The sequence below is a fragment of the Verrucomicrobia bacterium S94 genome (assembly GCA_004299845.1).
Taxonomy (GTDB): domain Bacteria; phylum Verrucomicrobiota; class Kiritimatiellia; order Kiritimatiellales; family Pontiellaceae; genus Pontiella.
The window spans coordinates 713,506-728,440 of sequence record CP036201.1 but is presented as its reverse complement, the minus strand read 5'-3'; the positions used below and the strand labels follow the sequence as shown (position 1 = coordinate 728,440).

10 protein-coding genes are annotated in these 14,935 nt (G+C 52.0%); 4 read left to right on the top strand and 6 right to left on the bottom strand.

Annotation, left to right across the window (positions count from 1 at the left end):
* Positions 1-263: 263 nt before the first annotated feature.
* The 3 genes from EGM51_03185 (at position 264) to EGM51_03175 (ending at position 8,041) form a co-directional block, all read left to right on the top strand.
* Positions 264-4,127, top strand: a complete 3,864-nt coding sequence (locus EGM51_03185) for a hypothetical protein (GenBank protein QBG46447.1) — start codon at positions 264-266, stop codon at positions 4,125-4,127.
* A gap of 107 nt (positions 4,128-4,234) precedes the next feature.
* A complete protein-coding gene (locus tag EGM51_03180; protein ID QBG46446.1) occupies positions 4,235-5,080 on the top strand; it encodes a PEP-CTERM sorting domain-containing protein in 846 nt (281 codons plus the stop codon).
* Positions 5,081-5,233: 153 nt separating this feature from the next.
* A complete protein-coding gene (locus EGM51_03175) occupies positions 5,234-8,041 on the top strand; it encodes a hypothetical protein (protein ID QBG46445.1) in 2,808 nt (935 codons plus the stop codon).
* Here the strand turns inward: EGM51_03175 and EGM51_03170 are convergent.
* The 5 genes from EGM51_03170 to EGM51_03150 form a co-directional block, all read right to left on the bottom strand.
* The gene (locus tag EGM51_03170; protein ID QBG46444.1) at positions 8,035-8,175 is read right to left on the bottom strand and encodes a hypothetical protein; all 141 of its coding nucleotides are present in this window, start codon (positions 8,173-8,175) and stop codon (positions 8,035-8,037) included. The two genes, EGM51_03175 and EGM51_03170, sit on opposite strands and share 7 nt — an antisense overlap.
* 16 nt (positions 8,176-8,191) lie before the next feature.
* Complete coding sequence (locus tag EGM51_03165) at positions 8,192-9,004, bottom strand: sugar phosphate isomerase/epimerase (protein ID QBG46443.1); 813 nt, start codon at positions 9,002-9,004, stop codon at positions 8,192-8,194.
* 122 nt (positions 9,005-9,126) lie between these two features.
* On the bottom strand, positions 9,127-10,449 hold the full coding sequence (locus EGM51_03160) for an MFS transporter (GenBank protein QBG46442.1): 1,323 nt from the start codon (positions 10,447-10,449) through the stop codon (positions 9,127-9,129).
* 38 nt (positions 10,450-10,487) lie between these two features.
* Complete coding sequence (locus EGM51_03155) at positions 10,488-12,083, bottom strand: hypothetical protein (protein QBG46441.1); 1,596 nt, start codon at positions 12,081-12,083, stop codon at positions 10,488-10,490.
* Between the two features lie 33 nt (positions 12,084-12,116).
* Positions 12,117-13,115 carry a hypothetical protein gene (locus tag EGM51_03150; GenBank protein QBG46440.1) on the bottom strand — a complete coding sequence of 333 codons (999 nt, stop codon included), beginning with the start codon at positions 13,113-13,115 and terminating at the stop codon, positions 12,117-12,119.
* Between the two features lie 191 nt (positions 13,116-13,306).
* Between EGM51_03150 and EGM51_03145 the strand changes: the two genes are divergently transcribed.
* Positions 13,307-13,903, top strand: coding sequence for a PEP-CTERM sorting domain-containing protein (locus EGM51_03145; GenBank protein QBG46439.1), 597 nt, complete (start codon positions 13,307-13,309; stop codon positions 13,901-13,903).
* 74 nt (positions 13,904-13,977) lie between these two features.
* On the opposite strand, the gene EGM51_03140 is transcribed toward EGM51_03145, so the two are convergent.
* Complete coding sequence (locus tag EGM51_03140; GenBank protein QBG46438.1) at positions 13,978-14,865, bottom strand: MYG1 family protein; 888 nt, start codon at positions 14,863-14,865, stop codon at positions 13,978-13,980.
* Positions 14,866-14,935: the final 70 nt, after the last annotated feature.

Genomic DNA, 14,935 nt, shown 5'->3' with positions numbered 1-14,935 from the left:
GCCGCCCACAGCGGCTCATTCAACAGCGAGAGAGAAACGGTTTTTCAGAACCTGAGCTATATACGATGTTGTAATAAAGATGCGAAATTTTGCCATACGCCGAAAAATCCGTCTGAACCGGAAATATCCGTCTTTTTTTCGCCCTTCCGGAATTGGCGTTTATACGCATAAACAATGCGTTATTACCTATAGTTCCACCCTTTGAACCTTCGTTATTTTAGGCAGGTTATAAATATCATGCTTTGGATATCAGAGGAGTCAGGATGAACAGTATTAAAAGGGGGAAAGAACCATTGTGCACCCGGCGCGCCGTAAACCGTCAGGCGATATCCGGCATCCGGATTTTCGCCGGCCTGCTGCTTGCCGTAATGATTGAAACCGCGCATGGCAATTTTATGATCGACGGATCTTTTGTCAACGGCACCGAAGCAAATACCGGAAACAATGAGACCGCATTTGAAGAACTGGATGCCGGCTGGGACCATAAAGGCAGCTGGGACCTCAGCAACGGGAATGCTTCAAATACTACAACCCGCTCAGAGGGTGGACTCACCCAGGTGATTTCCGTCGGATCGGCCACAGGAAATGTCATTCAGTTTTCGGTCAACTGGATGCCGCCTGCCGGTGCTTCGGGAACCCAGCTTAACCTGACCTATCAGATCATCGGCTGGAAAAAAACAGACACCCCGGAAAGCGGAAAATTTTTTGTCGGGCTCAATTACGCCTCCAGGAAAATCGGCACACTTAACGGAACCGCCGGCCATACCGATTTTCTTACCGGCAATTACAGCACCTCCGAAGTCAACCAGTCTCATGGAACTTTTACAGGGACAGCCGCTCTGATGCAGACCTTTTCCAGCGACCTCCCGCTGTCAGGCTTCGGTAGTGGCCTTGATGATATCAGTGAATATGATTACATCGGAATCCGGCTGGCCACCGAAGACGGCAGCGGCGGAATCGTAGACCAGGCAGTGCTCTCCGCCGGAAATAATCCTGATACCCCGCAACCACTGACCAGTATCGACACCGGATGGACCATTCAGAAAGTCCGCACGGCAACGGACGGCACCAACACGCTGATTATCGGAAGCACTTATGAAGGAGCCCTGATCGGTATGACCTGGGACGGTACGGCGCTCTGGACCAACCATCTCTCGGGTTACATGAATCACGATCTCTGGTGCGATGATCTCACCGGTGACGGATCCGATGAAATTCTGGCGGCCAGTGCCGACGGTCTTGTTTATTGCGTAAACAGCGCGACCGGTTCCAACCTCTGGAACTATACCCCGAACAACAGCGGGCACCTTCCCCCGATGTACACGGTATGCACGGTCCATTCCAATGGAACCCCTTATGTGGTCTGCGGTGCTTACGATAAATATATCCGCTATCTCGATGCCGCCGGCACACCGGTTAAATCGATCTATTCCGAAACCTATTCCATTTCCAACCCCTGGGGCGACAACGCGCCGCCCGATAATCTGCATAACGCCACTTTTCTCCGTCCACTGCCCCAAAACGACGGCAGTGAAAAACTGGTGGTGCACGGTTCCTGTAATGCCATGCAGGTAAATGGCGAACTTTACTTCTTTGAACCGCTGGCCGATCTCCCCTACCTCACCCACGATATCGGTGGGCCGAAAGTGCTGGGCGATATGCAGATTGTCGATGAGGACGGTGATGGAAATTTCGAAGTGCTGATGGGATCGTCAGGACTGAACGATGACCAGATTGTTCATTTTAATCCGGCAACTCTCGAAGAACGGAGCTGGATTCTTACAGGCAATAAGCAGGATACCGGTTACCGGGTGACCCAGGCGGTCTACTATCCGGACGGAAACGAAAATAAAATTTTTGTTCTGTGCGGAGCGACACTGCTGGATGCAGCTCCGAGTGGCGACAGCAATCTGGTCAGCTCGGCCGTAAACTATCAGTGCTCCTATGCCTTCAATGATCTCTGGCAGGATTCTTCTTCCGGCAAAATCCTGCTTGCCTCGGCGCAAAGTGGCGGGAGCTGCATTCATATTATCGACCCCCAGCATCCCGATTGGCATTCCGATTTTGAAGCACTCGAACCCCCCGGAAAAATCGCCTCCATCATTGCCAACACGGATCAGATAAAAACGTTGCTGGAAACCTTTACCAAACCGGCATGGGAACGTGACCCGGTGGAGGTCGTTCTGACGGCCGCAAACCCGTCCCACCCGGTGGCTCAGGATATCATGAGCTATTCCGACACACCGGTGTTTATGAACTATTACTGGGACAGCTATGCGCAGGATCCCGACGACTGGGACCGCGATACCGTGCTGGCCTCAAATCCGGAATATCGCGATAAACGCGACGGCCGCCGGAGTTATACCAAAACCGAATCCTGGATTCTCGGTCAGGTGGCGACTGAAGATGACGGCGGCGAAGGAATCGCCATGTGGGGCGGTCATGGCAACGATCCCTATTATTACAGTCTGGACACCCTTAAAGGCATCATTGATCTGCAGAACGGCGAAAAAACCTGCCTGATCTGGCCGGAAATGAATGGTTCGTCCGACGCGTTTGAAATGGTGATGGAAGACCGTTTCTATCCGCTTGCGGAATATGCCCGGACCAACAACGCCCATATCTTTATCCGCAATAAAAACATCTTCTGGCAGGGTGCTGTATATCTTCCCGCCTGGGAACGTATGCGCAACGGCGAATTTGCCGAAGCCTTCACCTCACTACTGGAAGAGACCTCGGACAAAACCTGTGAGCTGAGTGTTGCCGGACGTATGGGACTGTGGGCCAGCGGCGCACTCGATACCTGGGGCATGCGCTGCTCCCGCGACAACCCGAGCTTCGACCGCCAGCGCCAGCACTCCTATCAGCGCCTGCCGAACCACTTCCTGCGGAATATGGTTTACAACCTGGCCGGCGGAGCAACCATGCTCAACATTACGTACGTGGATGCCGACTACCTGAGCCTCGCCTGGGAACTCATCGCCAAAGGCGCTCTTTACATTCCGAAACGGGAAGAGATTGTCAGCTTCTCTCCGGTACATCTGAGCATGCATGACCCCGATGAACACTACCTTGAAGACGGTGAAAATAACAAATGGACCACTTTCTACGATCAATCCTTTGAAGAGAATAATCCGTTTGTTTTCAGTCGTATGAACGGAACCTGGCCCGCCGCACCGAACACGGAATGGGATTTCTCACGCTATGCCGCCGGCGTAATAGACCGGCGCCAGAACTTTATTCCGCCCTATCCGAACGGAATCGTACTGGTAACGCCGGTACAGGACGGCATGTTTGCAAACACCAACGCCGCACGCGGAAAAATGACCGATCACCTGCACCCCATGTATAAAAACATCATGCAGGAATTCATCAGCAACGGACGGCACTATATTTCCAGCGACGGAGCCGCAACCTACGCAGCAGATACCTTCTACATCACTGTCGCCAATGCCATCACGAACAGTGCCGCAAAACTACCTGTAACCGTGTCCGGAAACGTCGCCTGGGTTGTCGCCCAAACCGCCCCCACCCACCTGCGCCTTACGCTGGTGGACAGCGGTTACCTCAACCCCAAAGACCGACAGGCAACGGTTACGTTCAACACGGTTTCCCCTGTTGCGGTAAGTGACATCATGGACGGAACCGCTTTTCCCGTTTCCGATAACTCCGCCACCATCGATGTACCACTGGGCCTCTGGCGTTTCATCGACATTGAACTGAACGAACCTTTTTTCCCCGATAACGGCTGGGGCGAATTTTCCAGCACCAACGGTTTGCCCGGAAATTCGTGGTCGGATACCGACAGCGACGGCGTGTCTGATCAGATGGAATATGCCCTCGGCGGCGATCCGAACGATCCCGGCTCCACCCCGCCGAAACCCTGGATAAATTTTTATCCCGACAACACCATGGGCTTTGCACATCCTCAGCTCGTCCATACCAACCCCGGGGTCAGCTACATTCAGGAATGGACCACCAACCTTGTTTCCGGACCTTGGCTCTCCAACTGGTCTTCCTATTCGAGTTCAGCCACCACCAATCCCGCCTATGATCTTGCCGAAAAAACTCTCGACGGCTCAGCAAAAGAAAATCTCTTTTTCCGGCTTCAAATCACCCAACCATAATCCCCTCAAAAAGAGGTGCTGACAATATTTCATATATCATTGGCCGTTATGTATATTTCGCAATCATCCGGTTTTCATCAGCATGACTCGTATTCAAGCTACATGTAATGATGCAGAAAGCAAAAAAGGAGCATAATATGAAAAACCGGATACTTGGACTCACGGTGATTGCCGCGGTCTTCAACGCACAGGCAACTCTAGTGAGCTTTGACGAAGCCGGCTATACAGCCGGCGCATTGGACGAGCAGGGAGCCGCCGGTGGCAGCACCTGGAATGCCAACGGAAATACAGTCGACCCAACCGATGGCGGATCAGTCATATTAGCCACGGGAACGGATCAATGGAAATACGGGATATTCCGCGAAAACCTGAGGGCCGATTCAGGCAATAACGATTTCACGGTATCTCAGACCATTTCGTGGACTGAAAATGCCCCGACTGGCAACAATGATGCGTTCAGCCTAATCATCAACGATACTCTAAATGGCAGTAGCGCAATACGTGCTTATCTGAACCGATTGGGTACCGACAACTACAAACTCGGGATTAAGAGTGACCTCGACGTCGACTTGGGCAGCGCGACATTTTCCGACACCCTGTTTGGTCTGGATGACATCGGCGACACGACCAGTGATTCCATTACGTTTTCCCTCAACCTGGTTGCGGGGGCCAGTTCAAATGACTGGTCCTACACGGTCTCTCTTTATAATGAGACCACCGACAGCGTTATCGGAAGCATATCCGATACCGGAATCACAACATCCGAAGATCTCTTTACTGCAACCAGCCTGTATGGCGGATTCAGCTCATCGCGTGCCGAATCGGTCCATGGTCTCACGGATCGCGTTATAACCTCCTTTGAAGTCATAGCCGTTCCGGAACCGGCCACAATGGGAATGGTTTCAGCTGTCGGAATCGGTCTCCTGTTTGTCCGCCGCAGATTCATGATGTAAATAACCAAGCCAATTTTCACAAGAAAGGCGCAACAATGAGTTGCGCCTTTCTTGTGGCAAAATTGCATATAAACTAAACGCAGAAGCGTATACCCATTGCGTCCAAAGCCTCTGTTATATTGCGTCTCTTGCGCAAACAACGGGGATTATCTGATGATCAGCAAGAAATGCGTTTTAACAGCAGTACTGGTGATTACAACGGGTGCCGCGCTTGCCTCGGCAATCACCAGCATTGAAACCGGTCATACCGTTTCAAAAGTTCGGACGGCACAGAAAAACGGAACAACCTATATTGTCGCCAGCGATTACGACGGCACCGTTCTGGCCATCTCTCCGAAAGGGACCATTGGATGGAAAAACAAACTCTCCGGTTTTATGAACCGCGATGTCTGGTGTGCCGACATCACCGGCGACCGGTCCGATGAAATCCTCACGGCCAATGCCGACGGCTCAATCTACTGTCTGGATTCCAATGGTCAATTAATGTGGTCGTTCAAACCTTCCGATGCACCGATGAATGCCGTTACAGTCATCCACAAAGACAACACTCCGTATGTCGTCTGTGGCGGATATGATATGAACCTCTACTATCTCACGGCAGAGGGCGAACTGATTAAAACCATTGATTCCAGGGTTTATTCAAAAGAAAAACCCTGGGGTAAATCCTACAAATCCCGACCGGAGGATTTCAAACACGTCACCAACTTTATCCGCCCGATGAAACGCAAAGACGGTTCCGAAGTGCTCATCGTACACGGTGTCATCTGGAGCAACAGTGCGGGAGGCCATTTCTATTGTTTTGAACCGCTGGAAGAAAAACCGTTCAATCGCATCAAAAAATCGGCCGGCGGAGTGGGCGACCTTAAAATTGCCGATCTCAATGGTGACGGTGATGATGAGATTATTTATGGCGCCACCTCGATGATTCAGGATGCACACGTCAGCAGCTTCGACATCGACACTGCGGAAAACACCACCTTCCGGATTGCCCGGCTCCGCCGCCAGATCGATGGATTCGGTTACCGCGTTGCACAGCCCGAGCAGATCAAAGACGGAAAGGAAAACAAACTGTTTGTTCTCTTCGGCTCGCGTGTTCTTCTGCTGCCGACCGACCTCAAGGCTGATCCGGAAAAAACGGAAGTGCTTGTAAACCGCTTTGCCTATAACGATATGTGGAAACCGTCGGATAAAAATCTGATCATACTCGCCAGTGCTCAGAGCGGAGGAAGCTGCGTCCATATCATCAACCTCGATTCCAGCGACTGGAAAACCGCGTACGAAAACCTGATGCCGCCCGGGAATATCCGCGAAATGATTGAAAAAACCGCACAGGCACGCCAACAGCTGAAATCTTTCAAAAAACCGGACTGGGAAACAGACCGTCCTGTGGTCACGTTCATGACAGAAAGCCGCAAGGGCAGCGGCGGCCCGTATATTGAAATCATTGAAAAAGCGGGATATTCAAGTCCGGTTTTTCTCGGCGGAAAACATCTCCCGCGTGTTGAAAATGTGGACCGCTCCGGCTTCCATCCGGACTATCAGAAAAAACGGGACCGGCGGAAAAAATATGTCTTCAGCGAAAAGGAAATGACCAAAGAGCTGATCGACTGTTTCGACGGCGTCCCCGGCATTGCCTATTGGGGCGGACACGGAAATGATCCCTTTCAGACCAGTCTGCAAACGCAGAAAAATGTTTTCGACTACGCAGAAAAACACGAAAAAAAAGTCGTCACGATTTATCCGGAACTTGAACAGCACGATGCCGCCTTTGCCTGGGTTATGGAAAATCATTTCTACCCCATGGCGGCTTATGCGCAAAAAACCGGTGCAGCAAAAATATTTGTGCGCACCAAACACGCCTTCTGGAACGGTATTGTCTACCTGCCTTTCTGGGCGGGACTCATCTCCGGTGAATATGCCGATGTCTTTATTCCGGCGCTTGAAGAAACCACTGATAAAACCATGGAGCAGAGTGTGGCCTCCCGTCTCGGAATCTGGTCGGCCGGATCCGTCGACCAGTGGGGCGCACGTTGCGCACGTGACAATACCAGCTTCGACCGCACACGCCAGCATTCCCACCAGATGCTGCCGAACCATTTCCTGCGGCAGATGATCTACAACATTTCCTGCGGCGCAACCTACATCAACAACTTCGCGGTCGATCAGGACTATATGTCGATACTCTGGGAACTGATTGCCAAAGGAGCGCTCTACGTACCGCAGCGCGATGAACTCATCAGCCTGAACCCGGTGCACCTCAGCATGAAGGATCCCGATGAACGCTTCATCAATTACGGAAACAATGTCAAATGGATGACTTTTTTCGATCAGGCCGACGAAGAGGCCAACCCGATGGTTTTCCAGCGTCTGAACGGTTCATGGCCGGGCGCGCCCGTTGTGGAATGGGATTATTCCCGCTACGCCGCCGGTGTCCGCGATCGCCGCCTCAACTTTCTTCCGCCCTTTGAAAACGGCGTGGTTATGATCACCCCGCCCCAGTCCGGTGTATTCGCCGATTCCAATGCACCGCGCGGCAAACTGACGGATCACATGCACCCGATGTATAAAAACATTCTGAAAGAATACATTACTGACGGCCGCAATTATTATTCTGCCGACGGGACCCAGGTCTTCAAAGCCGATGAATATTATAAAACCATCGAAGCTGATATTCAGGAAGCCGCCCGCAATCTTCCGGTCACTGTCCGGGGCGGTGTTTCCTGGGTGACCGCGCAGTCTGCGCCGAATCATATTCGTCTCACCCTTCTCGACAGCGGCTACATCAACCCTTCGGCCAAAACCGCCGTCGTAAAATTCCAGGGAGTGGATGTCTTAACAATGACCGATCTGCTCAGTGGCGAAACGTTCGAGTGCTCTGATTCCGGAACCGTAAACGTGCATATTCCTACCGGTATGTTTCGTTTCATCGATGTGGAACTGAAGCAGCCGTTCGTTCAATAATATACGGAACAAAAAACCAGGAGTCCGATCACCGCCGCACCGATGGTCGTAATCAAAACGGCCCCGGCGGCGGTTTTTCTTTTCCAATTCAGAGGATGCCGCTCCGGGAGCCGTGCATCCTCCGGAAATTCCATTGCGGTATTGAACGCTTCAGTCGTAGCGTTCCCGCAGCAGATTCATCATATGAACATTGGTTTCCCATTGATCACACAGCGGCTGCAGCGTGTACGGCACCGACGGAATATAGGGCCACGGACCGAATTCCGAACAGATGATGAGATCCTCGTTGGCGGCTTTTTTACGTTCCACAATCTGATCCCACCACACAAGATGTGCATGCAGCGCATCGGAAAATTCCGGGGCACGCGGATCGGATACCTGCGGTCCTTCCTGAAATCCGATACGGGCGTGAATATGATCCGCACGGCTGATCGCCAGTTCAACACTGTCCTGCTGATCCTCCAGCAGTGATTCTGAAACACAGCACCAGTGCGACGCATCGAAATTGATCCGCAACTCCGGATCGGCCTCCAGAAAACGGCGGGTAACGGCGGCGGCATAGGAAAATTTACCGCGATGCGTTTCATGGATGATTTTAACACCGGAAGATGCACTGAGAGCTTTGGCCGCTGCGAGGATCCGCCGGTTGTCTTCAAAGCTGAACCAGTCGCGCCCGGTCTGTGAATTGATATAAAGCGGCTCGGTCCCGATGATCCATTCCAGCTGTTTTTTATACTCCTCAATATGCTCATCCACATCGGGATTGATCGTCTGCCAATGCTGTCCGACATGCGGAATCCCACGGCTTTTCATGGCTTCAACCCGCTGCTCGCGCTGTTTTTCGTCCCCCATATCATATGAAAGCTCAATGCCGTCAAATCCGGCTTCCAGCACCTTGTCACAAAACTGCTCAAACGGCATTTCATCACTGCCCCAGATCGGACAGAAATAACTGATTTTCATTATTCAAACTCCTGTTAACGAGTGCAGTTATACCAATCATACACCCAATTAAAACCCCGATAAGATGATCAAATTTCAGATTTAGAATGTTTCACCGGTCAAACCGCATCTCCTTCAGTCCCCTAGTCTGCCGGTCTCCGGAATGCACTGATTTTCGGATACCGGAACCGGACAAAGAGCACCACCGCCAGACTGCCGATCAGGAAATAGGGCGAAAAATACTGTGTGCCGGCCTTAAACAGCTCATCAGACCCCGGTTCCAGCGACTTTGCTGATTCGAGATAGTTCAGCAACCGGGCATAAACGACGCCGATAAAACCATACCCCAGATTCAATGCCATGCCTTTAAAACTGAGTACCGTCGCCCGAATGGAATGATCCGCTAACCGGTTGAGATAAACCGACATTGCGAAGGTCGCAATCGAAAATCCGCTCAACAGCAATACACTGAACAAAAGGCCGGCATATGGAATAAAAAAGGACACCCCCAGAAAACCGGCCAACCCGAATGCACTGGCCGCACTGAATACCCTTCCCGGCGACTGGCGGTCCACCAGCTTTCGTGCCATCGGTGCAATCACAAAATTAAGCAGTGCCATACCGGCCCCGATCAGACCCAGCGCAAATTCAGGATAATGAATCAATCGGTAATATTCCGAATTCAGCGTAATGAACATTCGAATGAGACTGTCCAGAAAAGCACCGGCCAGAATAACCACCAGAGCAAACGGTGTCCGCATAATCCATTTTCCGGCCGCCAGCGTCTGACGGAAGGCTTCGCCAACCGATATTGAAGATGTTTCATGCGGCCGTTTCGACTCGCAGAATCCCAGGGAATTGATCAGGCAGAGAATAGAAGTAAACAAGGTAAGATACAACGGAAGCCGCATCGTCAGTGCTTTACTGATTTCCAGTCCGGTCACCCCGGAAAGGATCACTGGATCATAAACCAGCCCGCCGAGTATCATCGCAAACATGAACGCTGCCGACCGCCACCGGATTACGGACTCCAGTACATGCGACCATTGATTCTCCATCCCCGCCTCTTCGAGACTGTCATAAACCAGGGCTTCGTCCGATCCACTGGCGGCGGCCTCCCCCAAACCGCTGATAATACGGTTCAGTGCCAGCACCCAGAACAGCAGGACTGAATGATCTTTCGGCGCAAAAGCCCACACCGTCATCTCGGCCACCATCAGGGCGGAAGTCAGTATCAGCAGCTTTTTCCGACCGATCAGATCCGAAAGTGCACCCGACGGAACCTCCGCCAGAATAATCGTCACCGCCCAGATGGCATTCAATATCGCAAACTGATCCAGTGTCAGACCGAAATCGAGAAAGATCACTGCAAAAACCGGATAATAAAATCGAGCATTAAACAGCAGTCGGAATGCAATAAACCGCCGGACATTATTTTTTGCGATGCATTGGAGATCTTCAGCCATTTTTCATCCATTCAAGGCGCCCGGAAGAGCGCGATATATCAGCGTGCCGCCGACCTCCGGCCGGCCCTGTTGAAAACCGATGGCAGAGCAAACAATAGCAGCGCACCGATGCCCAATGATACATAGGGATTCAAACCGAAACCCGCCGGAAGAAAGCCGATCGCAATCGCCACGAACGAAGCGATCAGCGCATAAGGCAGCTGGGTTTTCACATGTTCCATCGGTTCAATCCCGCAGGAAATGGATGAAACAATCGTGGTATCACTGAACGGTGAGCAATGATCCCCGAAAACCGCACCGCTGAAAACGGCCGCAATGGCCACATAGATCTCCGGGGTAATTTCACCATCGGCCAGTCCGATGGCCGACGGCAGCACCAGCGGCATCAGAATGCCCATTGTACCCCACGACGTTCCTGTGGTGAACGAGATTAAAGCACCTGTGCTGAAAACCAACACCGGGAAAACCGTCGGAGGGACATTTCCCTTCAGTATGGCCGTTAATACTTCGTGAGCATTCAGGGCTTTGAGCACACTGCTCAGCAGCCACGCTGCAATCAGAATCAGCACCGGCTTCAGCAAATGCCCGATTCCTTCTCCAAAAACCTTCACCGGATTTCTTCCGCCGGCTCTGATCGGTTTTGCATTCATCACAAACGCAACTCCACCGGCCGCCGCACTCACCATCACCAGTACCAATGCTGCATTGGCATTCCCATATGCCGCCGAGACTTTCTCCAGAGTCAGCGGCCATAAACCACCCTCAACCCCGTCAATATAAAGGCCGGCCAGCAGCCCGGTAATCAGGAACCCCAAAGGAAGGACAGCATTCCGCCAGGAAGAAGCATCCGAGCCCCGAAAATCAGGACCGTCCTGTCTTAAGAGCTCCCGCACTTTGGGGGACGCATTATTATTTCTTCCGATATTCCAGTTGCGGGAAATCACCACCGCCAGAAGAATCAGCGTAAACCAGCAGTAAAAATTAAACGGGATCGATTTCAGGAAAAGCCCAAACGGACGGGCTTCAATTCCGGCCTGCTCCAGCCCTTCTTTAATCATTGCCAGCTGATAGGCGATCCAGGTCGAAATTACGGCCACGCACGCCACCGCGGAGCTGGTCGAATCGACGATATACGCCAGGCGCTGCTTTGAAACACCGGCCCGCTTCGCCATGGGACTGATCGACTTGCCCACCAGCATACTGTTCGCCAGCCCATCAAAGAAACAGATCAGACCCAGAAAATAAGCACTCCACTGCACACACCGGTCCGACTGTTTTCCGGAAGTCAGCCGCTGTTCTGTCAGCGACTGCAGTCCGCCGCCTTTTTCAATCAGCGCCGCAAATCCACCCAGCAGCAGCGTGAACACCAGTACGCTCAGATTCCACGAACTGGAAAGTACGGGTTTCAGATGGTCCGCAAAAAACGAAAACAATGCAGCAGCCGGATTCCCGTCTGCCAGCAGAATCAATCCCGCAACGACTCCCAGCAGCAAGCCGGTAATCGTCCGGTTCAACAGAAACACCGCCAGCAGAGCCACTCCGCTCGGCCACAGGGCGGCCCACTGCGCATGGAGTCCTGCAATAATCCAGGTACAGAGGAAAATAACGGTTAGAATGATCGAGCGAATATGCATAGGAGAAAATGACCGGGCCTTCCGGGCCGTTTATTATGGATTCCAGTACCAGAACCAATCCTTAACGTGCGCCTTGTGCACATAGCCGGTGGCTCCGGGATAAGTGCTCACAATTTCCACCTGCAGACGCGCCGCACTTTCCGGATCCCACCCCACTTTGGGCGTGGCCGTGAAAACAAAAGGAAACAGATTACAGTCAATCGAGAGGCTGACCCTCTGTGTCTGGAAATCAATCTGCATCCGGACCTCATGCCACTCGGTGTCCGGTTCCAGAAAACCTACCTTAACCCATTCGTTGCTCCCGAATCCGGTCCACACCTGCACATCGCCGAATGCATCGTCCCAGGGGTTCAGAACCCATTGAAATGCGCCGCCATAGTCGAGCTGTTCTTCCCCGTCCCAGATGAAGAGACCGCCTTCCAGCGTCTGCGCATTGAGCACCGGGTTGGTGGTTGCCGGAAGATACGGCAACCGGAAAGCATATCCGCAATCATGAACAAAATTCGTTGCGTCATCATCATAGATACGCTTGAGCAGAATGTTGTGGGCCATGATTCGGCGCTGATAGCCGTTGGCCTCCAGTTCGCTGTACTCGGTAAAATGCCTGGTCTCAATATCATTGGTCGTTACCGCAGATATACCGTCCGGTGCATAAATACCGTCCCCGAGCGCAGTCGTCCAACCGGCAAGATTTATTCCGGAATGGCGGTTCGTGGACACCACCACCCGGTAGAACATCGGCACCGAAACCGACATCGTTTCGTTCGTGATTGAAATCTGATGCAGTGCCCTCCAATCCGAACTCCAGTCCGCATCGATCAGACTGGGCGACCACTGAACCGTCCCGACAGTATTACTTAAACTATTCGTCCAGCTGAGAAAACCGTTGCCATTGAATCCGGTAATTCTCACCTGTGCGACTGCATGCAGAGTACCGCCGATGAACAACCCAAAGAAAAGCACTGCCGTCAGGTATCTGAGCGGGCGGACAGTAACGCCTGCACGCGGAGCAAACGTTCGAAAACAGATCATTTCTTTTCCTCTGTTATTATAACAAATCCGACAACGGCATTAAAAATGCATGCATTTATCGTGCTTCACAGTACCCCAAAGCTCATGGAGAGCAAGGTTTACAATGCAACTGATTTACTGGCGAATCCCTGAGTCAGTGCAGATAACCGCCTGAAAAACAGCACACCTGAACAAAACTGGAGAAAACAGATATGAAAAAAATAATTTTTATGCTGGCGGGGCTTGTGACGGCCGGAACGCTGCAGGCAGGCGTGATTGTGGACACCCTGGATAATACGAATAATATTTCCTATACCTTTGGTAACGCCTCTGTGTCAGACAATGGCGGAAGCGGTATCGTAACCCTACTGAATACAAGTACGGATTTAGTGGATACCGGCATGGACTGGCAGCTGGGGGGAGCTTCCGGAGGAAGCATGAATATCTCTAACTATACGGGTGCCGGCATTACTCCGTATGCATCGGTAGCCGCTGGATATTATAATGTGAGCATCGTTCTTTATGATACCCTGGGCGATTATGTCGGCGAGTTGCTGTGGATTGACGACACACAGGATACCTCACCACAGACGGTGGTTTTGGCAGATCTTATCAATCCGTCTCCACTCTCCGAAAGTGATGTAGCCAGCTGGGCTATGCGGATTCGCGTCAACCTGCCCCACGAAGTAGCGAACAGCGGATTTGAATTTACCGAAATTTCAGTAACCAATATTCCGGAACCCGCTTCGCTGGTCCTGATCGGAATCTCCGGATGCGGCGTATTTTTTGCCCGGCGCCTGTTCATGTAGATGAAGGCCGGAAACGGTAATGATGGAAATATTCGTCCATTACTGCCTGCTTCCAGAAAACATTCCTCACCTGATCACGCCCGGATTGCATATTCAACCAGTTTGAGCGTCGATTCAAAGGAACCCGTCGCAAGAAGAAATGCCCCCTGATGGCAGAAGATTCCATCGGCAATCCCCGCTGCTTCATTAAAGGCATCATCCATCAGACCGGCCCAGGCCTCAGGAAAATCCTTGCGGTTGGAATATTCCCCCAACGCCGACGGAACAGCCTGCGCAAAACACTTTCTGCCCTTGGTAAAAACGGCATAAAGAATGGACTCATTCCCCGGACTGTTAAACAGATGCTCCTGCCATTTGCAGTCCTCCGGAACAAGGATATAGGCCCGCTTTTCAGCCAAAGCCTCCTGTAGCGCCTTCTCCAGCCCCTCACGACTGTTCAGCCAATGCTTTGCCCGGGTAATGGCCGCCTTAATCAGCAGTCGCGCACGATCCACCTCACCCGCAAAGACTTCATCAGCCTTAAAGGGATTGGAAGGATTCATCATTGAGATCGATGTCGTCAAGCTCAGCTCCCGCACATCCGCAAATTCATCCAGCGGCTCAGACAGCTTTATCCCGTTATCAATCGCATCAAACTGGCGGATCAACTGCCGGCACACCTGCCCGGAAACTTCCGGATTCCCGCAGATCTCCTCACCATAGTGCTTCCATACCAAACCCACCGACGACATTTTCAAACCATCCTCATACGTCGGACCGTTTTTAAAATGGTGATCATAGATCTTCGCCTCATGATCATACCGCCCCCCGACATCCACAAGAATATCACATTCCGCCCAGGCTTCCGGATCACGCGAACGCTTAATCTCATACTCCGGATACAGCAGCGTCAAAGCCGCAACGGCAAAAACATCGTCGGCATGAAAATTTCCACTATGTGTTCCAATGATCGTCTTCAAAATCGGGGGGTCCGTTCAGTTTTGTACCGACATTCGGTGCTTCTTCACCAAAAAAGCACCCCGGAAATCCGGA